This window comes from Microbacterium sp. APC 3901, from assembly GCF_030407765.1.
GTDB lineage: Bacteria > Actinomycetota > Actinomycetes > Actinomycetales > Microbacteriaceae > Microbacterium.
Genome location: NZ_JASDCU010000002.1, coordinates 21,582 through 47,049 on the forward strand (window position 1 = coordinate 21,582; position 25,468 = coordinate 47,049).

24 protein-coding genes are annotated in these 25,468 nt (G+C 69.1%); 17 read left to right on the forward strand and 7 right to left on the reverse strand.

The genetic code is table 11. From position 1 onward, the window contains the following. Positions 1 to 24: 24 nt before the first annotated feature. From QMA07_RS01710 to paaK, 6 genes are read left to right on the forward strand one after another with little or no spacing between them, the layout of a single operon-like run. Positions 25 to 1,212 carry an acetyl-CoA C-acyltransferase gene (locus QMA07_RS01710; RefSeq protein WP_290159515.1) on the forward strand — a complete coding sequence of 396 codons (1,188 nt, stop codon included), beginning with the start codon at positions 25 to 27 and terminating at the stop codon, positions 1,210 to 1,212. Next, the gene (locus QMA07_RS01715) at positions 1,209 to 1,940 is read left to right on the forward strand and encodes an enoyl-CoA hydratase/isomerase family protein (protein WP_290159518.1); all 732 of its coding nucleotides are present in this window, start codon (positions 1,209 to 1,211) and stop codon (positions 1,938 to 1,940) included. Before QMA07_RS01710 ends, QMA07_RS01715 begins: the two co-directional genes overlap by 4 nt. Beyond that, positions 1,937 to 2,845 (forward strand): 3-hydroxyacyl-CoA dehydrogenase family protein, encoded by a 909-nt coding sequence (locus QMA07_RS01720; RefSeq protein WP_290159519.1) that lies wholly within the window; start codon positions 1,937 to 1,939, stop codon positions 2,843 to 2,845. The genes QMA07_RS01715 and QMA07_RS01720 overlap by 4 nt, the downstream gene beginning before the upstream one ends. Next, the gene (paaZ, locus tag QMA07_RS01725; RefSeq protein WP_290159521.1) at positions 2,842 to 4,923 is read left to right on the forward strand and encodes a phenylacetic acid degradation bifunctional protein PaaZ; all 2,082 of its coding nucleotides are present in this window, start codon (positions 2,842 to 2,844) and stop codon (positions 4,921 to 4,923) included. The genes QMA07_RS01720 and paaZ overlap by 4 nt, the downstream gene beginning before the upstream one ends. Positions 4,924 to 4,928: 5 nt before the next feature. Next, a complete protein-coding gene (paaI, locus tag QMA07_RS01730) occupies positions 4,929 to 5,312 on the forward strand; it encodes a hydroxyphenylacetyl-CoA thioesterase PaaI (protein ID WP_290159523.1) in 384 nt (127 codons plus the stop codon). Between the two features lie 38 nt (positions 5,313 to 5,350). Further along, positions 5,351 to 6,646: a phenylacetate--CoA ligase PaaK gene (gene paaK / locus QMA07_RS01735; RefSeq protein ID WP_290159524.1), complete on the forward strand. Its 1,296-nt coding sequence runs from the start codon at positions 5,351 to 5,353 to the stop codon at positions 6,644 to 6,646. Between the two features lie 30 nt (positions 6,647 to 6,676). Here the strand turns inward: paaK and QMA07_RS01740 are convergent, their stop codons facing one another. Then, positions 6,677 to 8,797, reverse strand: coding sequence for a RecQ family ATP-dependent DNA helicase (locus QMA07_RS01740; protein WP_290159526.1), 2,121 nt, complete (start codon positions 8,795 to 8,797; stop codon positions 6,677 to 6,679). Between the two features lie 115 nt (positions 8,798 to 8,912). On the opposite strand from QMA07_RS01740, the gene QMA07_RS01745 reads away from it, so the two are divergent. From QMA07_RS01745 to QMA07_RS01780, 8 genes are all read left to right on the forward strand, one after another. Then, positions 8,913 to 9,332: a pilus assembly protein CpaE gene (locus QMA07_RS01745; RefSeq protein WP_290159527.1), complete on the forward strand. Its 420-nt coding sequence runs from the start codon at positions 8,913 to 8,915 to the stop codon at positions 9,330 to 9,332. Positions 9,333 to 9,419: 87 nt separating this feature from the next. After that, positions 9,420 to 10,397: a 1,2-phenylacetyl-CoA epoxidase subunit PaaA gene (gene paaA, locus QMA07_RS01750; protein WP_290159528.1), complete on the forward strand. Its 978-nt coding sequence runs from the start codon at positions 9,420 to 9,422 to the stop codon at positions 10,395 to 10,397. Next, the gene (gene paaB / locus QMA07_RS01755) at positions 10,397 to 10,702 is read left to right on the forward strand and encodes a 1,2-phenylacetyl-CoA epoxidase subunit PaaB (protein ID WP_290159935.1); all 306 of its coding nucleotides are present in this window, start codon (positions 10,397 to 10,399) and stop codon (positions 10,700 to 10,702) included. The genes paaA and paaB overlap by 1 nt, the downstream gene beginning before the upstream one ends. A gap of 29 nt (positions 10,703 to 10,731) precedes the next feature. Beyond that, a complete protein-coding gene (gene paaC / locus QMA07_RS01760) occupies positions 10,732 to 11,541 on the forward strand; it encodes a 1,2-phenylacetyl-CoA epoxidase subunit PaaC (RefSeq protein ID WP_290159937.1) in 810 nt (269 codons plus the stop codon). Continuing rightward, the gene (gene paaD, locus QMA07_RS01765) at positions 11,535 to 12,029 is read left to right on the forward strand and encodes a 1,2-phenylacetyl-CoA epoxidase subunit PaaD (RefSeq protein ID WP_290159529.1); all 495 of its coding nucleotides are present in this window, start codon (positions 11,535 to 11,537) and stop codon (positions 12,027 to 12,029) included. Before paaC ends, paaD begins: the two co-directional genes overlap by 7 nt. Continuing rightward, the gene (gene paaE, locus QMA07_RS01770) at positions 12,029 to 13,210 is read left to right on the forward strand and encodes a 1,2-phenylacetyl-CoA epoxidase subunit PaaE (RefSeq protein ID WP_290159531.1); all 1,182 of its coding nucleotides are present in this window, start codon (positions 12,029 to 12,031) and stop codon (positions 13,208 to 13,210) included. Before paaD ends, paaE begins: the two co-directional genes overlap by 1 nt. Positions 13,211 to 13,220: 10 nt before the next feature. Then, positions 13,221 to 13,991: an enoyl-CoA hydratase/isomerase family protein gene (locus QMA07_RS01775; protein ID WP_290159532.1), complete on the forward strand. Its 771-nt coding sequence runs from the start codon at positions 13,221 to 13,223 to the stop codon at positions 13,989 to 13,991. Positions 13,992 to 14,070: 79 nt separating this feature from the next. Further along, on the forward strand, positions 14,071 to 15,594 hold the full coding sequence (locus QMA07_RS01780) for an ATP-dependent DNA ligase (protein WP_290159534.1): 1,524 nt from the start codon (positions 14,071 to 14,073) through the stop codon (positions 15,592 to 15,594). A gap of 7 nt (positions 15,595 to 15,601) precedes the next feature. On the opposite strand, the gene QMA07_RS01785 is transcribed toward QMA07_RS01780, so the two are convergent. From QMA07_RS01785 to QMA07_RS01800, 4 genes are read right to left on the reverse strand one after another with little or no spacing between them, the layout of a single operon-like run. Beyond that, positions 15,602 to 16,111: a phosphoribosyltransferase gene (locus QMA07_RS01785; protein WP_290159536.1), complete on the reverse strand. Its 510-nt coding sequence runs from the start codon at positions 16,109 to 16,111 to the stop codon at positions 15,602 to 15,604. 48 nt (positions 16,112 to 16,159) lie between these two features. Then, positions 16,160 to 17,005, reverse strand: coding sequence for a transglutaminase family protein (locus QMA07_RS01790; RefSeq protein WP_290159538.1), 846 nt, complete (start codon positions 17,003 to 17,005; stop codon positions 16,160 to 16,162). After that, positions 17,002 to 17,928 (reverse strand): alpha-E domain-containing protein, encoded by a 927-nt coding sequence (locus tag QMA07_RS01795; protein WP_290159539.1) that lies wholly within the window; start codon positions 17,926 to 17,928, stop codon positions 17,002 to 17,004. Before QMA07_RS01795 ends, QMA07_RS01790 begins: the two co-directional genes overlap by 4 nt. After that, positions 17,922 to 19,616: a circularly permuted type 2 ATP-grasp protein gene (locus tag QMA07_RS01800; protein ID WP_290159541.1), complete on the reverse strand. Its 1,695-nt coding sequence runs from the start codon at positions 19,614 to 19,616 to the stop codon at positions 17,922 to 17,924. Before QMA07_RS01800 ends, QMA07_RS01795 begins: the two co-directional genes overlap by 7 nt. A 203-nt stretch (positions 19,617 to 19,819) precedes the next feature. Here QMA07_RS01800 and QMA07_RS01805 point away from each other — a divergent pair, with 203 nt between their 5' ends. Genes QMA07_RS01805 through QMA07_RS01815 form a run of 3 tightly spaced genes read left to right on the forward strand, consistent with a single transcriptional unit; the run spans position 19,820 to position 22,925 of the window. Beyond that, positions 19,820 to 21,574, forward strand: a complete 1,755-nt coding sequence (locus tag QMA07_RS01805) for a thiamine pyrophosphate-binding protein (protein WP_290159543.1) — start codon at positions 19,820 to 19,822, stop codon at positions 21,572 to 21,574. A gap of 27 nt (positions 21,575 to 21,601) precedes the next feature. Then, positions 21,602 to 22,456, forward strand: coding sequence for a PhzF family phenazine biosynthesis protein (locus QMA07_RS01810; RefSeq protein ID WP_290159545.1), 855 nt, complete (start codon positions 21,602 to 21,604; stop codon positions 22,454 to 22,456). 34 nt (positions 22,457 to 22,490) lie between these two features. Further along, the gene (locus QMA07_RS01815; RefSeq protein WP_290159548.1) at positions 22,491 to 22,925 is read left to right on the forward strand and encodes an NUDIX domain-containing protein; all 435 of its coding nucleotides are present in this window, start codon (positions 22,491 to 22,493) and stop codon (positions 22,923 to 22,925) included. Positions 22,926 to 22,956: 31 nt separating this feature from the next. Here the strand turns inward: QMA07_RS01815 and QMA07_RS01820 are convergent, their stop codons facing one another. Together QMA07_RS01820 and QMA07_RS01825 are read right to left on the reverse strand one after the other, a co-directional pair. Beyond that, positions 22,957 to 23,337 (reverse strand): VOC family protein, encoded by a 381-nt coding sequence (locus QMA07_RS01820; RefSeq protein ID WP_290159550.1) that lies wholly within the window; start codon positions 23,335 to 23,337, stop codon positions 22,957 to 22,959. 227 nt (positions 23,338 to 23,564) lie between these two features. Next, positions 23,565 to 25,436: an FAD-dependent monooxygenase gene (locus QMA07_RS01825; RefSeq protein ID WP_290159552.1), complete on the reverse strand. Its 1,872-nt coding sequence runs from the start codon at positions 25,434 to 25,436 to the stop codon at positions 23,565 to 23,567. Positions 25,437 to 25,468: the final 32 nt, after the last annotated feature.

The window sequence follows — 25,468 nt, forward strand, 5'->3', positions numbered from 1 at the left end:
GCGTGGGCGATCGAGAGGATGACGATGTCCGAGGCCTATCTTGTCGACGGGGTCCGCACCCCCGTCGGGCGCTACGGAGGCGCACTCGCCGGCATCCGCCCCGATGATCTGGCGGCCCTCGTCGTGGGCGAGACCGTCATTCGATCGAGGATCCCCGCCGAGGCGATCGACGAGGTCATCCTCGGAGCCGCGAATCAGGCGGGCGAGGACAACCGCAATGTGGCGCGGATGGCCGTGCTGCTCGCGGGCCTCCCCGATTCGATCCCCGGATTGACCGTCAACCGCCTCTGCGCCTCCGGGATGTCGGCCATCGCACTCGCCGCGAACGCTGTGCGTGCGAGCGATGCCGACCTCATCGTCGCCGGTGGCGTCGAATCCATGACCCGAGCGCCCTGGGTGCAGGCCAAGCCGGAGCGCGCATGGGCCAAGCCCGGCGCTGCCTTCGACACATCGATCGGCTGGCGCTTCACGAACCCACGCCTCGCTGCGCGCGAGAAGGCCACCTTCTCGATGCCCGAGACGGCAGAGGAGGTCGCCCGCGTCGACGGCATCAGCCGTGCGGACGCCGACGCATTCGCGCTGGAGAGCCACCGGCGGGCCGTCGCCGCGACCGATGCGGGGCGCTTCGCCGACGAGATCGTCGGGGTCGAGACGGTCCGCGGCATCGTCGACACCGACGAGGGTCCGCGACGCGACACCACCCTCGATGCCCTCGCGAAGCTGCGCGCCGTCGTGGCCGGTGGCGAGGTCGTCACCGCCGGCAACTCCAGCTCGCTGAACGACGGAGCCTCCGCGATCATCGTGGCGAGCGGCGAGGCCGTCGAACGACACGGCTTGCGCCCCCGCGCACGGATCGTCGCGTCCGCGACGGCCGCGCTCGCTCCCGAGATCATGGGGCTCGGCCCGGTGCCCGCCACGCAGAAGGCTCTCGCGAAGGCGGGTCTGCAGATCGCCGACCTCGGGGCCGTCGAGTTGAACGAGGCCTTCGCGTCGCAGTCGCTCGCCTGCATCCGCCGCCTCGGTCTCGACCCGGCGATCGTCAACGCCGACGGCGGAGCGATCGCCCTCGGCCACCCGCTCGGCTCCAGCGGTTCGCGTCTGATCGTGACCCTGCTGGGCCGACTCGAGCGAGAGGACGCTCGCTACGGTCTGGCCACCATGTGCGTCGGCGTCGGACAGGGAACCGCGATGATCGTGGAAAGACTCGCATGACCCTGCGCATCGAGGAGCAGGACGACCGTGTGGTCGCCACGCTCGACCGCCCCGAGAAACGCAACGCGATCGACCAGGAGATGATCGACGCGCTCCACAGCCTGTGCGCGATGCTCGAAGACACCCCGCGCACCCTGATCCTCACCGGCTCGTCCGGAGTGTTCGCGGCCGGTGCTGACATCGCCCAGCTGCGCGATCGCACCGCAGCTGACGCGAGGCGTGGCATCAACGCGATGGCGTTCATCCGCGTCAACGAGTTGCCGATGCCGGTGATCGCGGCGATCGACGGCTTCGCGCTCGGGGGTGGAGCCGAGCTCGCGTACGCCGCAGACATCCGGATCGCCACCCCCGCTCTGCGCATCGGCAACCCCGAGACCGGACTCGGCATCATCGCGGCGGCCGGCGCGACGTGGCGCCTGCCGGAGATCGTCGGCGCCGCACGCGCAAGCGAGCTCTTGCTCACCGGGCGCACGCTCGACGCCGACGAGGCTCTCCGATCGGGCCTGATCTCGTCGGTGCATCCCGCCGACGAGCTGCTGCCCGTGGCGCACGCGATCGCCGACCGGATCGCGGCGAACGACCCGCTCGCGACGCAGTATACGAAGCGAGCCCTTCGCACCCCCAGAGCACAGCATCCCGAGATCGAACTCGCGCTGCAGGCCGAACTGTTCGAGTCGCCGGAGAAGCACCGCCGCATGACGGCGTTCCTCGAGAGGAAGAACCGATGAGCGACCCCCGCCGTGTGTCGTCGAGCGAACGGCGCGAGACGAAAGGCCCGGACCACGCACCCGCGACCGTCGGCGTGCTCGGCGGAGGGCGAATGGGCGCCGGCATAGCGCACGCCTTCCTGCTCGCAGGTTCTCGTGTCACGGTCGTCGAGCGCGACACGGCGAGCGCCGATGCCGCACTGCAGCGGATCCGCGAGAGCATCCACCGGTCCGTCGAGCGCGACCCCGCCCTGACAGAGGTCGAGATCACTCGCCGCCTCACGACCGGAGTCGACCTCGGCGCGTTCGCCGCGGTCGACCTCGCGATCGAAGCGGTGCCCGAGGACCGCGCACTCAAGGACGACGCGCTCGCCCGCACGGAGTCGGCGATGCCCGAGCATGCGATTCTGGCGAGCAACACCTCGTCGATCTCGATCGACGAGCTGGCGGCGGGTCGACTGCGCCCCGCGCGATTCCTCGGCCTTCACTTCTTCAACCCCGTGCCCGCATCTGCGCTCGTCGAGATCGTGCGAGGCACGGCGACCGACGGGGCCGTCGTCGAGAGCGCGACCGGATGGGTGAACGCCCTCGGCAAGACGCCGATCGTCGTCAGCGACTCCCCCGGGTTCGCGTCCTCGCGCCTCGGCGTGATGCTCGGACTCGAGGCGATCAGGATGCTCGAGGAGGGTGTCGCCTCTGCGACCGACATCGACGCCGCGATGACGCTCGGATACCGGCATCCGATGGGTCCGCTGCGCACCACCGACGTGGTCGGGCTCGACGTCAGACTCGGCATCGCGGAGGAGTTGGAACGCACGCTCGGCGAGCGGTTCGCTCCGCCGGACCTGCTGCGACGGATGGTCGCCGAGGGAAAGCTCGGCCGCAAGAGCGGCGAAGGGTTCTACGCATGGAACGAGGAGAGATGACCGAGTATCTGCCGAGCTACGTCCAGGGCGAGTGGTGGACCCCCTCGTCTCCCCGGCGATCCACAGAGGTGCGTGACGCGTCCACCGGCGACCTCGTCACCCTCGTCTCCACCGACGACCTCGACCTGGCAGGCGCGCTGGAGCACGCTCGCTCTGTGGGACAGAAGAGCCTCGGCTCGCTCACGTTCCACCAGCGAGCCGTGCTGCTCAAGCAGTTCGCTCTGGCCCTCACGGAGCGCAAGGACGAGCTGTACGCCCTGTCCTCGCGCACCGGTGCCACCAAGAACGACTCATGGGTCGACATCGACGGCGGCGTCGGGGTGCTGTTCTCGTACTCGGGAAAGGGCCGTCGCGAGCTGCCCAACAGCCGCGTGCACGTCGACGGCCCGGTCGAGCCGCTTTCGAAGGACGGGTCGTTCCTCGGCCGCCACGTCTACACGACCCTTCCCGGGGTGGCCGTGCAGATCAACGCGTTCAACTTCCCGGTATGGGGCTCGCTCGAGAAGTTCGCTCCGGCGTTCCTCGCCGGCATGCCGACGCTCGTGAAGCCCGCGACGCCCACCGGCTACCTGGCTGAGGCGATGGTGCGCATCCTCGTCGAGTCGGGCCTGCTCCCCGCGGGCTCGCTGCAGTTGGTGAGCGGCAGCGTCCCCGATCTCTTCGAGAACCTTCGGCTGGGTGACATCGTCGGCTTCACCGGCAGCGCATCGACGGCGGAGAGCCTCAAGGCCCACCCTGCGGTGCAGACGGGTGGGGTGCGTTTCACGGCCGAGACCGACTCGATCAACGCCTCGGTGCTCGGCACCGACGCCGTCGAGGGCACGCCGGAGTTCGACGCCTACGTGCGCCAGCTCGTCACCGAGATGACGACCAAGGCAGGGCAGAAGTGCACGGCGATCCGCCGAGCGATCGTGCCGACCGGATCGGCGGATGCCGTGATCTCCGCCGTGCAGGCGCGCATCGCCGAGAAGACCGTGCTGGGCGACCCGCGCGCCGAGGGTGTCACGATGGGTCCGCTCGCCTCGACCGCCCAGCGTGACGAGGTGCTGCGGCAGGTGGGCAGGCTGCGAGAAGCCGGCGGACGGATCGTCGTCGGGACGACGGATGCCCCCGAGGTGCGACTCGTCGACGGCAGCGCGGGGCTCTCTCCCGACGGAGCGTTCGTCTCACCTCTGCTGCTGCGTTTCGACGACCCTCAGGCCGATGCGGCGCATTCGGTCGAGGCATTCGGTCCGGTCTCGTCGTTGCTCACCTACGACACGACCGCCGACGCCGCAGCGCTCGTGGCCCGAGGCGGTGGATCGCTCGTCACCAGCATCGCCACGCACGACCCGGTGCAGGCTGTGGAGCTGGCCACACGCATCGCGCCCTTCAACGGACGGATGCTGTTGCTCGACCGCGACGATGCGCGCTCATCGACCGGCCATGGCTCGCCGCTGCCCAACCTCGTGCACGGCGGCCCGGGGCGAGCGGGCGGTGGCGAAGAGCTGGGCGGAATCCGCGCGGTTTTGCACCACATGCAGCGCACCGCGGTGCAGGGCTCACCCGAGATGCTGACCGCGCTGACCGGGGTGTGGCACGCGGGAGCCGCAGCGCGCAGCGACGGCCGGCACCCGTTCCGCAAGTCGCTCGCAGAACTGCGCATCGGCGACCAGATCGTCTCGGCCGCCCGCGAGGTGACGCTCACCGACATCGAGACGTTCGCGCACTTCACCGGCGACACGTTCTATGCGCACATGGATGAGACGGCTGCCGCGGCGAACCCGTTCTTCCCCGGACGGGTGGCGCACGGATACCTGCTCGTCTCGTGGGCGGCCGGCCTCTTCGTCGACCCCGAGCCCGGCCCGGTGCTCGCGAACTACGGGCTCGAGAACCTGCGGTTCATCACTCCGGTCTCTCCCGGTGACACGATCCGCGTCGAACTCACGGCCAAGCAGATCACCCCCCGCGAGACCGACGAGTACGGCGAGGTGCGCTGGGATGCCGTGATCCGCAACCAGGCGGAGGAGCTCGTCGCGACCTATGACGTGCTCACGCTGGTCAGCAAGGAGCCCACCCCCGAGGTCGTGGCTGCATGAGGGCCATGATGCAGCGCGATGCCGCGTCAGCGATGCTCGGCATGACCGTCGAGCTCGATGAGCCCGGCGAGGCCGTGGTGTCGATGACGGTGCGTGACGACATGCTGAACGGCTTCGCGATCACGCACGGCGGTCTGGTGTTCACTCTCGCCGACACGGCCTTCGCGATCGCCTGCAACGAGGACGAGCGGGTCACTGTCGCCGGCGGCGCCGACATCACCTTCTTGAAGTCGACGACCGCAGGGCAGCGGCTGACGGCACGTGCGGTCCGCCGCGTCGTCAGCGGTCGCAACGGCATCTACGACGTGACGGTGACCGACGAATCGGGCGATGTCGTCGCCGAGGTGCGCGGCCGCTCGCTCACCACGAACCGGCCGCAGAAGGGGTGAGCGGACTCATGCCCATGACCGCGACGAAGGAGTCGACGATGAACGAGGAACGCGCCGAGATCGGTAAAGAGATCGAGCTGCACTCCCCCGCTGCGCTGGCTCGAGTGCAGCTGCAGCGCCTGCAGTGGACAGTGCACCACGCCTACGAGAACGTGCCGACATACCGCCGCAAGTTCGATGAGCACGGCGTGCATCCCGACGACATCCGCACTCTCGACGACGTGCAGAGGCTGCCGTTCACCACGAAGGCAGACCTGCGCGAGAGCTACCCCTTCGGCATGTTCGCCGTGCCGATGCCCGAGGTTCGACGCATCCATGCGTCGTCGGGCACGACGGGGCGGCCGACCGTCGTCGGCTACACGGAGGGCGATCTCGACCGGTGGGGTGACCTGGTCGCACGGTCGTTGCACGCGGCGGGCATCCGCGCGGGGATGAGGGTGCACAACGCCTACGGCTACGGACTCTTCACCGGTGGGCTCGGTGCCCACGCAGGCATCGAGCGGCTCGGTGCCACGGTGATCCCGGTCTCCGGTGGTCAGACCGCACGGCAGGTGCAGTTGATCGCCGATTTCGAGCCGGATGCCATCCTCTGCACGCCGAGCTACCTGCTCACGATCGCCGACGCGATGGAGGCGGCAGGCATCGACCCCACGCAGACGTCGTTGCGGGTGGCAGTGCTCGGGGCTGAGCCGTGGACCAACGAGATGCGCCGCGAGATCGAGCAGCGACTGCACATCGACGCCGTCGACATCTACGGGCTCAGCGAGGTCATGGGGCCGGGCGTGGCGAGCGAGAGCGTGCTCACCAAAGACGGTCCGCACATCTGGGAAGACCACTTCCTTCCGGAGATCATCGACGGCGACACCGGCGAGCGGCTGCCGGACGGCGAGCTGGGCGAGCTGGTCTTCACCTCGCTCACCAAAGAGGCCTTCCCGGTGATCCGCTATCGCACGCGGGACCTCACCCGTCTGCTGCCGGGGACGACGTATCCCGCCCTCCGGCGGATCGAGAAGATCACCGGACGCAACGACGACATGATCATCCTGCGCGGCGTCAATCTGTTCCCCACCCAGATCGAAGAGCTCGTGATGGGCATCGAGACGCTGACACCGCACTTCGTGCTGGAGCTGCACCGCGCCGCCCAGCTCGACACCATGACCGTGCGCATCGAGCGGCATCCCTCGCTGAGCGTCGAGGAGTGCGATGCCGCCGCTGCAGTGCTCACGCATCGCATCAAGGTGCACATCGGCACCAGCGTCGACGTGAAGGTCGAGGAGCCGGGCACACTGCCGAGAAGCGAGGGCAAGTACAAGCGCGTGTACGACCTGCGGTGAGCTGCCCCAGTCGCAGCTGAAGCCCTGGCGTCAGCCGCGCAGCGCGAGCACGAACGGAAGCACGTCGGTGGCGCCGGCCTGGCGGAGCGTGCGGGCGGCGACCGTCAGCGTCCACCGACTGTCGGCCATGTCGTCGACGAGGAGCACGGGCCCCTCGGGTATGTCGAGGTGCTGAGCGCTGAACCGGTCCCAGAGGCCAGCGAGACGGAAGACGCTGTTGCCCCCGGGCTGACCGCTCGGGCCCCCGTCGACCGGGTCGAGCGCGCCGAGATATGGCAGCCGTCCGATCTCGGAGATCCCGCGGGCGAGCGAATCGACGAGCGACGGATGAGACCGCGACGGCATCGCGACCACCGCGACGGGGCGCTCCGTCCATCCCCAGCCGGCGAGCACGCGCACGCAGCCGCCGAGCACCTGCGGGGTCACGGCGGCGTCGGGTGCTCCCGCCGCGAAGAGCTCTCGCAGAGTGCCGCCCCATCCGAGATCCGTCAGCCGAGCGAGGGCGCGCCCTTCTCCTGCCTGCTCCCCCGCCGGGATGCGCCCCTTGACGGGCACGCCGAGCTTGTCGGCACCGGTCGGCCAGGCGCGGCGCGGTTCGACGGGGACGCCGACTCGGTCGAGCGACTCCGCAGCCTGAGTCGTCGCCGATTCGCCGATCTCGCTCGGGAACCAGATGCCGGCGCAGTTGTCGCATCTGCCGCAGGGCGCTGCGGTGTCGTCGTCGAGCGAGCGCTGCAGGAACTCCATCCGGCATCCGTCCGTCTGCTCGTAGTCGATCATGTGCTGCTGCTCGGCTCGGCGCTCGCCCGCGATGCGCTCGTAGCGCTCGGCGTCATAGGCCCAGGGCTCACCCGTGGCGACCCACCCGCCCTGGACGCGCCGCACCGCACCGTCGACATCGAGCACCTTGAGCAGCAGCTCGAGCGGCGTACGACGGATGTCGACCATCGCCTCGAGCGCCGGCGTCGAGATCGGCTGATCTCCGAGTGCGGCGATCACCCTCTCGGCGCGCTCGCGATCGGGCATCGATGCGGTCGCGAAATAATGCCAGATGTCTCGATCTTCGACTCCCGGCAGCAGCAGCACGTCTGCGCTCTCGCTCGCGCGGCCGGCGCGACCCACCTGCTGGTAGTACGCGACAGGTGACGATGGTGCACCGAGGTGCAGGACGAAACCGAGATCGGGTTTGTCGAAGCCCATGCCGAGTGCGCTCGTCGCGACGAGGGCCTTGACCTCGTTGCGCTTCAGCATCCCCTCTGACTCCGCGCGTTCGTCGGTGTCTGTCTGCCCGGTGTACGCGCGCACGTCGTGTCCGTGGTCGCGCAGCAGCCGGGCGGTGTCGACCGCCGCGGCGACGGTGAGCGTGTAGATGATGCCCGAGCCGGGCAGGTCGTCGATATGGCTGAGCAGCCAGGCGAGCCGGCTCGCCGAGCTCGGCAGGCGCAGCACTCCGAGCCGCAACGACGTGCGGGCGAGTGGACCGCGGATCGTGAGCACCTCAGAGGCCCCGTCATCCGATGAGCCTCCCGTGCCGAGCTGCTCGGCGACGTCGGCCACGACCCTGCTGTTGGCGGTCGCCGTGGTCGCGAGCACCGGAACCTCTGGCGGCATCTGCTCGATGAGGTCGCGCAGCCGACGGTAGTCGGGGCGGAAGTCGTGCCCCCAATCGCTGATGCAGTGCGCCTCGTCGACCACCAGCATGCCGATGCGCCGAACGAGCGCCGGCAGCTGCTGCTCGCGGAAAGCCGGGTTGTTGAGCCGCTCAGGTGAGACGAGCAGCACGTCGACCTCGTCTCGGTCGAGCTGCTCCATGACCTCCGCCCACTCGTGCGCGTTGGTGGAGTTGATCGCCACGGCTCGGACGCCGGCGCGCTCGGCGGCGGCGATCTGATCGCGCATGAGGGCCAGCAGCGGCGAGACGAGCACGGTCGGCCCCGCTCCCTGCCGCCGCAGCAGCAGCGTCGCGACGAAGTACACCGCCGATTTGCCCCAGCCGGTGCGCTGCACGACGAGCGCGCGGCGGCGCCCCTCGACCAGCGCCTCGATCGCCTCGTACTGGCCGTCGTGGAAATCGGCGTCGGGGCGGCCGACCAGTTCGCGCAAGGCGGCGAGCGCAGCAGTGCGGGTGTCGACAGCAGAGGGGGAAGTCATTCCTCCACTGTGCCTCATGCCACCGACGTCGGGCCCGACGCCGCCGACACCGAGGGCATCGTCATCCACAGGGGGATCCGCGCCGCGACCTCGAGACGTCGTCTAGCGTGGAGAGATGATCACCCGAGAGCTGGCTGTATCCCTGCGCGACGCCGGACTCGTGTGGCATCCCGCCGAGGGAGATCGCTTTCAGCTCGACCTCCCGAACGATGTCGAACTCGAAGCCGAGGCCGACGTCTTCACAGTCAGCGAGATGACGATCGAGGCTCGACAGACACCGAGCGGCACCGATCTCGCCTTCAACGGCACGACCGAGTGGGCGCTCGACGCGGTCACCCTGGCCGACGCCGTCTGGCTGCCACGCGAAGACCAGTTGCGCGAGCTGCTTCGAGGCACCTTCCGCACCCTCACCCGGCTTCCCGACGCCTTCGTGGTCGAGGTCGAGATCGCGGGAGAGACGCTGAGATTCGAGCATCCGGATCCGTCCGAGGCCTACGGTCGAGCCCTTCTCGACCTGGTCTCTCGCTCCCGCTGAGCGCCGCGTCTTGCGCGCAGCGCACCTCCGTGTCAGAATTACCTAACGACCGGTCAGTAAAGCCGATCGGATACCGAGGAGTCGATGATGACCAGCCCCGCAGACCTCTCCCTCGTCGACGGCGAGCTCTCCGACGAGGAGCGCCTGTTCGACGAACTCATCGCGAACGAGCAGCGCATCGAGCCGCGCGACTGGATGCCCGACGCGTACCGCAAGACGCTGATCCGTCAGATCTCGCAGCACGCGCATTCGGAGATCATCGGCATGCAGCCCGAGGGCAACTGGATCACCCGGGCTCCGAGCCTCAAGCGCAAGGCGATCCTCATGGCCAAGGTGCAGGACGAGGCGGGGCACGGGCTCTACCTCTACTCCGCGGCGCAGACGCTCGGCATCACGCGCGACGAGATGATGGATCAGCTGATCAGCGGCAAGGCCAAGTACTCGTCGATCTTCAACTACCCCACCCCCACGTGGGCCGACATGGGCGCGATCGGATGGCTGGTCGACGGTGCCGCGATCTGCAACCAGGTGCCGCTGTGCCGCGCGTCCTACGGCCCCTACGGCCGCGCCATGGTGCGCGTGTGCAAAGAGGAGTCGTTCCACCAGCGCCAGGGTTTCGAGATCCTGCTCTCGCTGATGCAGGGCTCCGAAGAGCAGAGGCAGATGGCGCAGGATGCCGTGAACCGCTGGTACTGGCCGAGCCTGGCGATGTTCGGGCCGCCGGACGACCAGTCTCCGAACTCCGCCCAGTCGATGAAGTGGAAGATCAAGCGCTTCACCAACGACGAGCTGCGCCAGCGCTTCGTCGGGATGCTGGTGCCGCAGGCCGAGATCCTGGGCGTCACCCTCCCCGATCCTGATCTGCGCTTCGATGACGAGACGGGCCAGTACGTGATCGGCGAGATCGACTGGGACGAGTTCTTCGAGGTGCTGCGCGGGAACGGCCCCTGCAACGCCGAGCGTCTCGAACGCCGCCGCACGGCGCACGAGGAGGGCGCGTGGGTGCGTGAGGCCGCAGCCGAGTACGCCCGCAAGCAGGCTCTCACGACGAAGGCGGTGGCATGATGGCGACGCCCGGCGCCGACGAACGCGAGCCCTGGCCTCTCTGGGAGATCTTCGTCCGAGCGAATCGCGGCCTGAGCCACGTGCACGTCGGGTCCCTGCATGCCCCGGACTCCGACATGGCGATCCGCAATGCCCGCGACCTCTACACCCGCCGTGGTGAGGGTGTCTCGATCTGGGCTGTGCCCGCCGATGCGATCACCACGAGCGACCCCGACGCGAAGGGCGCCTACTTCGAGAGCCCCGCGGGCAAGAACTACCGGCATGCCGTCTACTACACGGCCTCCGAGGGGGTGCCGCACCTGTGAGCGACATCCACACGGACGTCCATGGAGACATGCACGGGGATGTCTCGGTCGACGAGCTGCGGTTGAGCGACGAGCTCACGGGAACCGGCTCCGCAGCGGCATCCGCTGACATCGCCGAGTACGCGCTGTGGCTCGGCGATGACGCCCTGATCCTCTCGCAGCAGCTCGGCGAATGGATCGCGCGCGCCCCCGAGCTCGAAGAGGACGTCGCTCTGGGCAACATCGCCCTCGATCTGCTCGGCCACGCCCGCTCGTTCCTGCACTTCGCCGGATCTTTCGACGGACGCTCCGAAGACGACCTCGCGTACTTCCGCGACGAGCCCGAGTTCCGCAGCGCCTGGATCGTCGAGCAGCCCAACGGCGACTTCGCGCAGACGATCGCCCGCCAGTTCGTGGTGTCGACCTACATGTTCGAGCTCTACTCCGCGCTGCGCGCGAGCACGGACGAGACCTTCGCCGCGATCGCCGAGAAGTCGCTCAAAGAGGTCGACTACCACCGCGATCACGCCGTGCAGTGGGTGCTGCGCCTCGCCGGAGGCACCGACGAATCACGGGAGCGGATCATCCGTGCGCTCGGCGACGTCTGGCCGTATGTCGACGAGCTCTTCCGCGATGAGCCGCTGATCGATCGTCTCGGCGATGCCGCCGTGCGCCCGTCCGCGCTTCGCGGCGGATTCGACGCGGTGATCGACACCGTGTTCGCAGAGGCGGAGCTGACCGCGCCATCAGTGGCGGCATCGTCGGCGGGAGGGCGCCGAGGTGCCCACGCGACCCCGATGGGCCATCTGCTCGCCGAGATGCAGGTTCTCGCGCGACGTCATCCGGGGGCGTCATGGTGACCGACACGGTGCAGACCGACGCCTGGCGGATCGCCGCTGCCGTGGCGGACCCCGAAGTCCCCGTGCTCACGATCGAAGACCTCGGAGTGCTCCGGGCCGTCACGGTCGACGGCGACGTCGTGCGAGTCGACATCACCCCCACCTACAGCGGATGCCCCGCCATGGACACGATCCGCGACGACGTCATCCTGGCCCTCACCGCTGCCGGTTACTCGCAGGTCGACGTGCGCCTCGTGCTCTCCCCCGCCTGGACCACGGACTGGATGTCGGATGCCGGCAAGCAGAAGCTCTCGCAGTACGGCATCGCTCCTCCGACCGGGCGATCCGCGCTGTCGTCCGGCCCGATCCGCCTGGCCATCAGCGTGAGATGCCCCCGGTGCGGGTCGCTCGACACGCACGAGGTCTCGCGCTTCGGTTCCACCTCGTGCAAGGCGCTGTTCGAATGCCGCGCGTGCCTCGAGCCCTTCGACCACTTCAAGGTGCACTGATGTCGCTGTTCGCCCCGCCCGGTGCCGTCGCACCGGCATCCGTTCGTCCGTCCTCCGCATCGAGCGCGAAGAAGCGCGCCCGCTTCCACACCCTCACCGTCGAAGAGGTGCGACCGCTCACCGACGACTCCGTCGTGGTCAGCTTCACGGTTCCCGCTGAGCTCGCCGACGACTACGACCACCTGCCGGGCCAGTACGTCGCGCTGCGCACCACGCTCGAGGGCAGCGAGGTGCGCCGTTCGTATTCGCTGTGCCGCGCGCCGGAGCATCGCACGGCGGAGCAGATCGCGGAGGGCATGCCGACCCGGCTCAGCGTCGCCGTGAAGCGCGACGAGGGCGGGCTGTTCTCCACCTGGGCGCAGACCGGCCTGCACGCCGGGTTCGAGATCGATGTGATGAGCCCGCAGGGCACGTTCACCTCCGGACTCGACGACCTCGATCATCGCCACGTCGTCGGAATCGCCGCGGGCTCGGGCATCACCCCGCTGATGGCGCTCGCGCACACCGCACTGACCCGATCAGAGACCTCGCGCTTCACCCTGCTCTACACGAACCGCTCGACGCTCGACGTCATGTTCCTCGAAGATCTCGCTGATCTGAAGGACCGCTACCCGACGCGAGTGACGCTGCACCATGTGCTCTCGCGTGAGCAGCGCACGGCTCCCGTGCTCTCGGGGCGGATCGATGAGGAGAAGCTGCGTACGATCCTGGGGATGCTCATCGACCCGAGCGACGTCGACGAGTGGTTCCTCTGCGGTCCGCTCTCGCTCGTCGATCTGTGCCGTGAAGTGCTCGCCGATGTCGGGGTGCCCCGCGAGCACATCCGGTTCGAACTCTTCACGACCGGCGACGAACCTGTGCGCGCCGCCCGCCCTGTCGAGGTGCGGGCGGGCGCGAAGACGATCCGCATCGAGGTGAACCTCGACGGCGTCTCGTCGACCGTCGAGAGCCCCGTCGACGCGCACGAGTCGGTGCTGAATGCGGCTCTGCGCGTGCGACCGGACGCTCCGTTCGCGTGCGCCGGCGGCGTGTGCGGCACGTGCCGCGCCAGGGTCGTCGAGGGCAGCGTGACGATGACCGAGAACTATGCGCTCGAGCCGGACGAAATCGAACGCGGCTACGTCCTGACCTGCCAATCACACCCGACGAGCGACCGCGTCGTGGTCGACTACGACGTCTGAGGAGCATCCGATGATCGATCTGACCATCGCCGACGACGTCGCGACAGTGGTCCTGGACTCTCCGGCCACGCTGAACTCGCTCGACGAGCAGGCGCTGCGTGATCTGGGCCGTGCATACGACGAGGCCGATGCGGCGGGAGTGCGCGCACTCGTGCTCCGGGGCGAAGGCCGCGCGTTCTGCGCCGGTCGTGACATCTCGGCCGTCGATCCTCGCAACGACGACGTGATGGGCTTCCTCGGCGGCCTCGTGACGCCGCTGCTGCAGCGGATGGCGCGTTTTCCCGCTCCGACGTTCGCGGTCGCACACGGTGCGTGCCTGGGCGTCGGACTCGGTCTGCTGATCGCCACGGATGTCGTCTACGTCGCGGAGTCGGCGAAGATCGGCTCGCCGTTCGCGGCGCTGGGCGCCACGCTCGATTCGGGCGGACACGCCCTGTTCGTCGAGCGCCTCGGCGCGCACAAGACGCTCGACCTCATATACACGGGGCGTCTGATGAGCGGTGCCGAAGCCGTGACCTCGGGCCTCTTCTCCCGCGTGCTCCCCGACGACGAGGTGCTGCAGACGACGACGGATGCCGCCGCGACCGCCGCCCGCGGCGCCACCTCCGCGTTCCTCGCGAGCAAGCAGCTCGTCGCTCGCATCCGCGATGAGAGGCTGGCGCTGTGGGGCTCGATCGACCTCGAGAACGCCGCTCAGGCCGCGCTCTGCGACACCGACGACTACCGCGAGGGCTTCGCCGCGTTCCAGGAGAAGCGGAAGCCGGAGTTCCGGGGGCGCTGAGGTCTCGCCGTTCTACTGCGGCGGCGAGGGTGAAGGCAAGGGCTTCGCCGATGTCGGATGCCGGTGCCAGACTGCATCCATGTTGCTCTCGGAGCTCGTCTCCACCGCTGAAGAGGTCACCGCCACCGCATCGCGCCTCGCCAAGATCGATGCACTCTCGCGGTTGCTCGCGCGCGCGGATGCCGACGACGTCCCCACCCTCGTCGGGCTGCTCCTCGCGACACCGCGTCAGGGACGCCTGGGTGTGGGCTGGCGCGGGATCTCCGCCCTCGAGGTGACGCACGCCGACGAGCCGTCCCTGTCGATCAGTGACGTCGACACGGCGTTCGAGGCTCTGTCCCGCGCGGCGGGCTCGGGGTCTGCAGCCGCCCGGACCGATCTGCTCTCCGCTCTCGCCGGCCGCGCCACGGCCGCCGAATGGGATCTCCTGTCGCGCGCGATGCTCGGCGAACTGCGCACGGGTGCGCTCGGCGGCGTGCTGCTCGACGCGATCGCTCGCGCCTCTGATCGCCCCGCGGCATCCGTGCGACGAGCAGCGATGCTGTCCGGCGACCTGGGTGACACGGCGGTCATCGCCCTCACAGGCACGGCGGCCGAGCTCGAGGCGGTGGGCCTCGTGGTCGGGCGGCCCGTGCTGCCGATGCTCGCCTCGACCGCCGCGACTCCGACCGCGGCCCTCGAGGTCACGGGCAGGGCGTCCGTCGAATACAAGCTCGACGGAGCGCGCATCCAGGTGCACCGCAGCGGCGACGAGGTGAGCGTGTACACCCGCAGCCTGGCTGACATCACACACCGTGTGCCCGAGATCGTCGAGATCGTGCGAGGTCTTCCCGCCCACGACCTGATCCTCGACGGTGAGACCCTGTCGCTCGACGAAGACGGCGGTCCGCGGCCGTTCCAGGAGACGATGTCGCGGTTCGGCGCCGACGTGTCTCGCGACCTCGTGCTGCGCCCCTGGTTCTTCGACGTACTGCACGTCGACGGCCGCGATCTGCTCGACGAGCCGCTCTCGACCCGCCTGGCGGAGCTCGAACGCGTCGCGGGCGAGTGGCGGATGCCGGGCATCGTGACCGACGATTCCGCAGCCGCCGAGCAGCTGTCCCGTGACGCATTGAGCGCCGGGCACGAGGGTGTGCTCGTCAAGGGAATCGACGCTCCCTACTCGGCAGGGCGTCGCGGCAAGTCCTGGGTCAAGGTCAAGCCCGTACTCACCTACGACCTGGTCGTGCTCGGAGCCGAGTGGGGCTCGGGCCGACGACAGGGGTGGCTGTCGAACCTCCATCTCGGCGCACTCGATCCGAGCGGAGAGTTCGGCGAGCCGGGTGGACTCGTGATGGTCGGCAAGACGTTCAAGGGTCTGACCGACGAGCTGCTGCGCTGGCAGACCGAGCAGTTCCCGGAGTTCGAAACACGGCGCACGCAGTCGACGGTGTTCCTACGCCCCGAGTTCGTGGTCGAGATCGCGATCGACGGCGTCCAGCGCTCTCCGCGCTACCCCGGGGGCATCGCGCTGCGCTTCGCACGCGTCAAGGCCTACCGCCCCGACAAGACCGTCGCAGACGCCGACACGATCCAGACTCTGCGCTCACTGCAGCGCGGCTGAGCCTACGTCAGGCCGACGGCGCGAGCCCGAGATCCTCTTCACGCACCGTGCCCTGGAACGACCACGGGAAGTCGATCCACAGATCGGTGTCCTTCCACGCGTAGTCGGGCTGGATGATGGTCGACGGCTTGGTGTAGATCGTGACCGACCGCACGTCTGCCCCCTTGTCCTCGAGCAGCTGCACCGCGAGTGCGAGCGTACGGCCCGAGTCGGCGACGTCGTCGACGAGCAGCACGCGACGACCGTCGAGATAGGCCATGTCGAGTTCGGGCGGCAGCACCTCCGGAGCATCGAGCACCGTGCCGATGCCGGTGTAGAACTCGACGTTGATCGCGCCGCAGTTCTTGGCGCCGAGACCATAGGCGATGGCACCGGCGGGCAGCAGACCGCCGCGGGCGATGGCCACCACGACCTCGGGCATGAAGCCGCTCTCGAGGATGCCGCGCGCGAGATCCCGCGTCGCAGATCCGAAGCCGTCCCAGGTGAGCGTCTCGCGCTCGATCGATGCATCCGTCATCGTCTCATTCTTCCCCACTGCCGCTCGTCGTCCGGCCATGTCGTCGCCTCAGCCGAGGCGCGTGATCTCGACAGAGACGAACAGCTCCGACGCACTCGGCCCGGCGTACACGCCGCGGAGCGGAGCGACATCGGCGTAGTCGCGACCGTGGCCGACGTAGACGTGCGATTCGCCGATGTCGACCAGGTTGGTGGGGTCGTAGCCGCGCCACTCACCGGAGTACCACTCCACCCAGGCGTGCGATTCCCCCGTCACCGACTGGCCGATCGCGGCCTTTGGGTCGGGGTGGAGATACCCCGACACGTACCGCGCCGGGATCCCCGCGGCGCGCAGCACACCGAGAGCCACATGAGCGATGTCCTGACAGACTCCGGATCGCGCAGGCCAGGCGTCGCGCGCCGTCGAGCCCACGCCGGTGACGCCGCTGCGGTACTCCATCGCCTCCCCGACCGCGCGGCAGATGTCGAGCGCGGTCTCGTCCACGCCGCCGCCCTCCGCCTCGAAGTGCAGGGCGAGATCGCGCATCTCGTCGTCCGGAGCGGTGGCGGGGGTCTGCGCGACGCACTCGGCCAGCGCGAGCGACTGCGGAATCCGGGCTTCCAGCTCATCCCAGTCGATCCCGGACGTCGCCGCAGGCACCGGTCGGACATCGACCACGCTCGTCGCCGTGACCGAGAGCATCTGATGAGGGGTCAGCAACTCGAACGTCGACACCCGCGTGTCCCAGTAGTCGGAGTAAGAGTGCTGGGTGGCCGTCGGCGAGATGTCGAGTGTCGCCTGCAGCACGAACTGACCCTCGCGAGAGTGCGGCAGCATCCGCGCCTCGTTGTACGACGCCGTCGCCGGCTGCTCGTAGCGGAAGCCCGTGCGGTGCACGATCTTGAGGCGGCTCACAGTGCCTCTCCGATCCACACCGGCACCGCGATCGACGGGAAGTACCGCTCCCTGATCGCGTCACTCGCGACAGACATCCCCACCTGGACCTCCTCCATGCTCTCCGACAGCCGGTGCACGGTGTCAGCGATCGGTCGGTACTCCAGCTCCGACCGCAAGCGGCCGAGCACGCGATGGGCCCGGTCGGGCACCCCGAACGCACCCGCCGGATCGATGCCGCGCAGGCACTCCTCGGCCTGCAGGATGCTCGAGAGCACCGAGCGGGGGAACAGGCGGTCGATCAGGAGGAACTCCACCGCGGAAGCGCCCGTCGGCACCGCTCGATGGCTGCGCAGATGGGCTTCGTAGGCTCCGCAGCTGCGCAGCAGCGTCGTCCAGCTCGGACCACCCGCCTCGGTCAGCGATCGCGTCGCCAGCAGACGAGCGGTCATGTCGGCGCGCTCGATCGAGCGGCCGAGCACGAAGAAGTGCCACGCCTCATCACGGCTCGTCGACGAGTCGACGACACCGAAGGCCAGCGCCGAGCGATCGCGCACCCACCGGAAGAACGGATGCGTCTTGTCTGAGGCGATGCGGCGCGGCATCCGCGCGTTCGACTCGTTGAGCGTCTCCCAGAGGTCGGTCGAGATGATCTCCCGCGCACGGCGTGCGTTCTCCCTGGCGGAAGCGATCGAGTGGGCGATCGACGCGGAGTGCTCGCGGTCGAGCGCGAGCAACCGCACCACGTCGTCACGGCTCAGCACCGCGTCGTCGTCCGCGGTCGTCCCCATCACCGAGAGCAGCGCACGACAGGCCGTGTCCTCTTCGACCCACGGGTCTTCGAGCAGCAGCTGGAGGTGCACGTCGAGAATGCGCGCGGTGCCGTCGGCCCGCTCGACGTAGCGGCCGATCCAGAACAGCGCCTCGGCGATGCGGCTCAGCATCCTGCTCCTCCCTGCTGCTGCTGCTGCTGTTGTTGTTGCTGCTGTTGCTGCTGGTGGTGCCGCAACTCGAGGTCCTCGTCCTGCGGCGACGAGAGGAAGGGCGGGTGCGGGTCCTCGCGCGCCGGCGCCACGACGGCGATCGCTCCGGTGGCGAGCGACACCTCGGCCGCCGCCGCGTCCGGGTCGCCCTCCACGGTCGTCGTCGGTCCGGTCAACAGTGACGGGTCCAGCACCCAGGTGTCCTTGGATCCGCCGCCCTGGCTGGAGTTCACGACGAGCTGCCCCTCGGGCAGCGCCACCCTGGTGAGACCGCCGGGCAGCACCCAGATATCGTTCCCGTCGTTCACGGCGAAGGGACGCAGGTCGACGTGTCGCGGGCGGAATCCGTCTTCCACGAGTGTCGGAATCGTCGACAGCTGCACGACCGGCTGGGCGATCCACCCGCGAGGATCCGCCCGCAGCGACGTGCGCAGCTCATCCAGCGTCTTGCGCGACGCATCGGGTCCGACGACCAGCCCCTTTCCCCCTGAGCCGTCGACCGGCTTCACCACCAGCTCCTCGAGCCTGTCGAGCACCTCTTCGAGCGCACCCGGGTCCTCGAGCCGCCAGGTGTCGACGTTCGGGATCACCGGCTCCTCCCCCAGGTAGTAGCGGATCAGGTCGGGCACGTATGTGTAGACGAGCTTGTCGTCGGCCACGCCGTTGCCCACGGCGTTCGCGAGCGTGACGTTGCCGAGACGAGCGGCGAGCATCAGACCTGGGGCGCCCAGCACAGAATCGGGGCGGAACTGCTGCGGGTCGAGGAACTCGTCGTCGACCCGCCGGTAGATCACGTCCACCCGAGTGGGGCCGGCGGTCGTGTGCATCCATACCCGCCCGCCCGAGCAGAACAGGTCGCGCCCCTCGACGAGCTCGATGCCCATCATGCGCGCGAGCAGGGTGTGCTCGTAATAGGCCGAGTTGTGGACGCCGGGGGTCAGCACCACGACCGTCGGATCATCGACACCGTCAGGAGCAGCCGCACGCAGCGCCTGCAGGAGGCGGCCGGGGTAGTCGACGACCGGGCGAACCCGGAGACTCGTGAACAGCTCGGGAAGCGTCTGCGCCATCACGCGCCGATTCGCCAGCACGTAGCTCACGCCGCTCGGCACGCGTACGTTGTCTTCGAGCACGCGCCAGGCTCCGCGCTCGTCTCGGATGACGTCGATGCCGGCGACGTGGATGCGCACCCCGTTCGCTCCGACGATCCCGGCCGCCTGACGGTGGAAGTGCGCGGACGAGCTGATCAGCGACGCGGGGATCACGCCGTCATGCACCGCGAGCTGCGGCCCGTAGACGTCGGCGAGGAACGCTTCGAGAGCCCGCACACGCTGCGTGACGCCCGACTCGACGTAGCGCCAGTCATCGGCGGCGACCACCCGAGGGACCACGTCGAGCGGGAACGGGCGTTCCTCCCCGGCGAAATCGAACGTGACGCCCTGCGCGAGATACGAGCTGGCGAGGGCGTCGGTGCGCGCCCTCAGCTCGGCATCGTCCATCGCCGCGAGCGCCGGGTACATGTCCTGATAGGGCAGGCGCACGCCCTCACCGCCGGGCGGCGCGTCTGCGGGGAACATCTCGTCCCACGGCGCCGCGCCCGCCCGCTGCGGCGACTGACGCGAGGTGTATCCGTCGAACAGTGACTCCATGGCCGCATGTTTCCTCGTCGCCGTTTCGGCGGTGTTACGCGCGCGAGTCAGCGCCGCGTCGGCGCGGGCGCGATATGATCGACCGTCCGGCGCTCTCTGACGTCGGTGCCTGAAAAAGAGGCACGAAGCTCCCCACGATGACGCGGGGGCGAGACACATACGGAATACGAATGTTCTCCGTCCCTGTCTCGAAAGGCTCTCGCATGCCCTCCGTCTCCGCGCACGTCGCACTCACTCTCGCCCAGCACATCGACGCCGTCTTCGGCGTGATGGGCAACGGCAACGCCTACTTCCTCGACGCGATCGAGACCCGGACGGATGCCGTGTTCACGGCCGTCCGTCACGAGCAGGGCGCGGTGGTCGCCGCCGATGCGCACTTCCGGGCGTCGGGGCGGATCGCCGCAGGCACCTCGACCTACGGCGCAGGCTTCACCAACACACTCACTGCCCTGGCCGAGGCCGTGCAGGCGCACGTGCCGCTCGTGCTCGTGGTGGGCGACGAGCCGACCTCCGGCCCTCGGCCGTGGGATGTCGACCAGATCGCCCTGGCCTCGGCCGTCGGCGCACGCACCTATACGGTCGGGCACGCGGATGCCGCAGCGACCACCGTGATCGCGATCGAGCACGCCCTGACCTACCGCGTGCCCGTCGTGCTCGCCATCCCGTATGACGTGGCATCGCTCGAGGCCGGTCCGGTGCCCGAGGCGCCGGCGCCCCGCATCCCCGCCCCGCTCGCTCCGCGCGGCGAGTTCGCCGAGGGCACGCTCGACGAGATCGCCGAGGCCCTGAGCGGCGCCTCCCGCCCCTTCCTGCTCGCCGGCCGCGGCGCCTGGCTGGCGGGCGCAGGCACCGCGCTGGGCGAGTTGGCAGCTCTGACCGGCGCACTCACCGCGTCGTCGGCGCTGGGCCGCGGCGTCTTTCCCGAGAGCCAGTACGACCTCGGCGTCACGGGAGGCTTCGGAGCCGACGGCGCCATGGAACTCGTGCGCACGGCCGACGTCGCAGTCGTCTTCGGCGCCTCGCTGAACCAGTTCACGATGCGGTTCGGTGAGCTCTTCGCTCCGGGCACCAGGGTGTTCCAGGTCGACATCGCCCCGGCGGCCACCCACCCGCACGTCGGCGGCTTCGTCCGTGCCGACGCGCGGGTCGCGGCAGAGGCGCTCGTCGCCCGGGTCAGCTCTCGGCTCTCGGCTCTCGCCCCGGCCGCCGAGCAGGATTTCGGGGCTGAATCGCGCCCGGCCGAGACGCCGTCCGTCGCGCATGGCGCGTCGCACCCGGCATCCGACGGTCTGCTCGGGCAGCCGTGGCGCGAGACCGTCGACGTCGCGGCCGCCCGAGCGTACGACGAGGGCGACGACCTCGCACCTGACGGTCGTCTCGATCCCCGCTCGGCTGCGCGTCGTATCGCCGAGCTGCTGCCGGAAGACCGCGTGGTCGTCTCTGACGGAGGTCACTTCATCGGCTGGGCGAACATGTACTGGCCGGTCGAGGCACCCGATCGCATGATGATGGTCGGCACCGCGTTCCAGTCGATCGGGCAGGGCTGGCCGAGTGTCGTCGGTGCGGCCCTCGCCCGCCGCGATTCGACGGTCGTCCTCACCTCGGGTGACGGAGGCGGGCTCATGGCGATCGCCGACCTCGAGTCCGCCGTCCGAGCGGCGGCGGGCCGCGGCATCGCCGTGATCTGGAACGATGCCGCCTACGGCGCCGAGGTCAACCTCTACGGGCTGAAGGGGCTCGCCGAAGGACCGATGCTCATTCCCGAGGTCGACTTCGCGGCGTTCGGCGCCGCGGTCGGTGCCGAGGGCGTCGTCGTCAAGACCCTCGCCGATCTCGACCGACTCGGCACGTGGGCGCAGGAGGATGCCGCGACACGGCGCTTCCTGCTGCTCGACCTTCGCATCTCGGGCGAGGTCATCGCGCCGTACCAGCAGGAGATCATCCGCGTGAACTCCTGACGGTGCACGATCGCTAGGCTCTTCGTCATGACGGATGATCCCGGTGTCCTGAGATACAGCGCCTTCGCGGCGACCTCAGACGGGGGGAACCCCGCGGGGGTCGTGCTCGACGCCGGCGGGCTGTCCGACGAGCGGATGCAGCGGATCGCCACCGACGTCGGATTCTCCGAGACCGCGTTCCTCGTCGGTCGCACGGACGACTCCGGTGTGCCGCGATATCGAGCACGCTACTTCTCCCCGGCTGCGGAGGTTCCGTTCTGCGGTCACGCGACCGTGGCGACGGCCGTAGCCCTCGCCGAACGAGACGGCCCCGGCGAGGTCGTGTTCGACACGAACGCGGGTGCGGTGGCGCTGCGGTCGGTCGTGGAGGAGAACGGCGCGGTGACCGTGTCGTTCACCAGCGTCGAACCGCAGGTGCGCGACCTCGACCCCGAGGTGCTCACACGCCTGCTCCACGCGCTCGGCCTCGCCGAGACGGACCTCGATGCGCGCTTCCCCGCGAAAGAGGCGTTCGCCGGCAACTGGCATCCGATCCTGGTCATCGACGACCGCGAGCTGTTCGACCAGTTCCGCTTCTCACCCGCAGAGGTCGCCGCGCTCATGCGCGAGAACGGCTGGCTGGGCACCGTCACCGTGCTGCACTCCGTCGGCCCTGCCGATTTCGACGCCCGCAATCTCTTCCCCGTCGGTCGCATCACCGAAGACCCGGCGACCGGCTCGGCCGCGGCATCCAGCGGAGCGTATCTGCGCGCGCTCGGCCACCCGGAGACCATCGTGCGCATCCACCAGGGCGCGCATGTCCGGCGACCGAGCCTGCTCACGGTCTCGATCCCGCCGACCGGCGGGATCGAGGTCTCGGGCGGTGCGACGCTGCTCGGCTGACACGAGCAGCGCCACGGTGCGTTAGCCTTCCGGGATGCCTGCCATCCGCAACATCGCTGTCGGCCTGCCCGTCAAGGATGGGCATCTGCTCGCCCTCGAAGGACACGACCGCACGCGACCGCTCGACTTCCTGCGCGCGATCGGCGGAGGCATCGAGTTCGGAGAGACGGCTGCGGACGCGCTGCGCCGTGAATTCATGGAAGAGCTGGGCGTCACACTCGAGCATGCCGAGCCGCTCGGGGTCTTCGAGAACATCTTCACGTACGAGGGCGCCCCCGGCCACGAGATCGCGCACGTGTTCGCGGTGTCTTCCGCGGCGCTCGATGCCGTGCCTCTCGACGCAGAACTCCGCATCCTCGACGAGGGCAGCCCCGTGAGGTGGGTGCCGATCGACGACATCCGTTCCGGCACACGCGTGCTGTTCCCCTCAGGTGCGCCCGAGGCGCTGTTCGCGCTCACCCAGCGCTGAGCACGTCGAGCACCTCGAGCACCTCGAGCACTCAGTTCTGCGCGCTGTAGTCGGGCAGCTCCTGCAGAGTCCATGTGTTGCCGTCCGGGTCGTCGAAGGTGACGAACCGGCCCCACCCCTGCTCATCGACACCCTGCGCCGCGACTCCGAGCCCCTGAAGATGGGCGAGCGCCTCATCGGCATTCGGGACGACGACCTGGATGCTGTTCTGCTGGCCGGGCTCGAGTGCGATCTCGAGTCCTGTGCCGAAGGCGATCGAGCAGGCTGAGCCGGGAGGCGTCATCTGCACGAACCGAAGCCCGTCGTAGGGCACCTGGTCGTGATCGGCGTGAAAGCCGATCTTCTCGTAGAACTCCTTCGACCGGTCGACATCCGAGACCGGGACGAAGATCAGCTCGATCTTCCACTCCATCACACGCTCCTCCTGTCGGGGCGACTTCGCCCATCGGCCCTCAGGCTACGCGTGGCCTCCGACACTCACCAGAGGTGTCTCATCCGTGCGAGACGCCTCCCGGTACGGCAGGCCGAGCCCACCTGCCCTCGGGAGGAGAACTGCGCCTCGGGAGGAGGGCCTGCTCGAGATCTTCCTCCCGAAGGGATATCTCCTCCCGAAGGACGCGCACCGCTCTCGCAACAGGGTCAGGATGCCGGCAGCAGCGCCCCGTCGAAGAACGCACCCAGCTCGTCGGTCGCGTCCAGAGGAAGGATCGCCGCGACGTACTGGTCGGGGCGCACGACGATCACCACGCCGTCACGCGACAGCTCACGCGCCGCGAAGATGTCGGTCTCGGTCCATTTCGACGGCCCCGCCGCATAGACCTTCTCCCAATCGGTGAGCCCGAGCGGGCCGGTCCTCGGCTGGAAGAGGGCCGGGGCCGAGGTCACCTCGATCTCTTCGTACGGCTGCTGGTAGATCGCCTTCACGTCGAACACCGCGTCGGTGTCGGCATCCGAGGGTGTGAACCGCTCGAAGACGGGCGCGGCCTCAGCCGCCCACGCGTCGAGCGTCGCCGCGTCGCGACCCGAGAAGGCGTAGACACGCCAGCGTCCGTCTGCCTTGGCATGGTGACCGAGGTGGATCACGTTGCCGTCGCCGACCCGCACGACCTCGGCGGACTTGAAGCGCTTGCCCAGGGGGAAGCCGCCCGCGAGCGCCTGGTGCGCGTCGGAGCCGGTGATCATCGATGAGGTGTACTGCGTCATGAACCCGGAGGGGAACTCGGCCGTCGCGAGATAGTACGTCGCGAGGTCCGTGGGATCGGTGATCTCCGAGGGCTTGCGCGCCATGAGCGTCGACCACTCCCTGTCGAAGTCGATGAGCTGCTGGGCGACGGGGCGACGCTCGGCGCCGTACGTCGCGAGGAGCGTCTCCGGCGCGCGGCCGCTCAGCACTGATCCGAGCTTCCAGCCCAGGTTGAACCCGTCCTGCATCGACACGTTCATGCCCTGGCCGGCCTTGGCGCTGTGCGTGTGGCAGGCATCGCCCGTGAGGAACACCCTCGGCGTGCGGCCGGACCCGTCGATCACGTCGTCGAACCCGTCGGTGACCCGGTGCCCCACCTCGTAGACGCTGTGCCAGGCCACCTCCTTCACGTCGAGCGTGTAGGGGCTGAGGATCGCATTCGCCTTGGCGATGATGTCTTCGATCGGCGTCTGGCGCACGCGGTGGTCGTCGTCCTCGGCGACCTCGCCGAGGTCGATGTACATCCGGCTGAGGTAGCCGCCCTCGCGAGGGATGTGCAGGATGTTGCCCGCCTCCGAGTTGATCGCGCACTTGGTGCGCCAATCGGGGAAGTCGGTGTTCACGAGCACGTCCATCACGCCCCACGCGTGCGCTGCACTGCCCCCGACGTGTGTGCGTCCGATCGCCTGGCGCACGCCGCTGCGCGCGCCGTCGCATCCGGCCACGTACTTCGCGCGGATCGTGCGCTCCTCGCCGGCCCGCTCCCCCGCGACGTAGCGCAGCGAGACCTCGACCGGGTACTCGCCCTGCTCGTGCACGGTGAGTCCTACGAACTCGATGCCGTAGTCGGGGACGATGCGACCGGGACCGTTCGCCGCGGCCTCGGCGAAGTAGTCGAGCACTCGCGCCTGGTTGACGATCAGGTGCGGGAACTCGCAGATGTCGTAGGCGTAGTCGGCGGTCCGCGAGGTGCGGACGATCTCGTTCGGACGCTCGGGGTTCGGCCCCCAGAAGTTCATCCAGCCGATGTTGTAGGCCTCGGCGATGATGCGCTCGGCGAAGCCGAACGCCTGGAACGTCTCGACGCTGCGCGGTTGGATGCCGTCGGCCTGACCGAGCACCAGACGCCCCTCGCGCTTCTCGACGATTCGTGTCGAGACATCGGGGTACTGCGACATCTGGGCGGCGAGCAGCATGCCGGCGGGGCCGGAGCCGACGATCAGCACATCGATCTCGTCGGGGAGGTCTGCGGGGCGCTCGGTTCCGATGCCCTGGGCATCCTTGACACGCGGGTCTCCCGAGACATAGCCGTGGTGGTGGAACTGCATCGTCGTCGATTCCTTCCGGACGTCACTGTCGG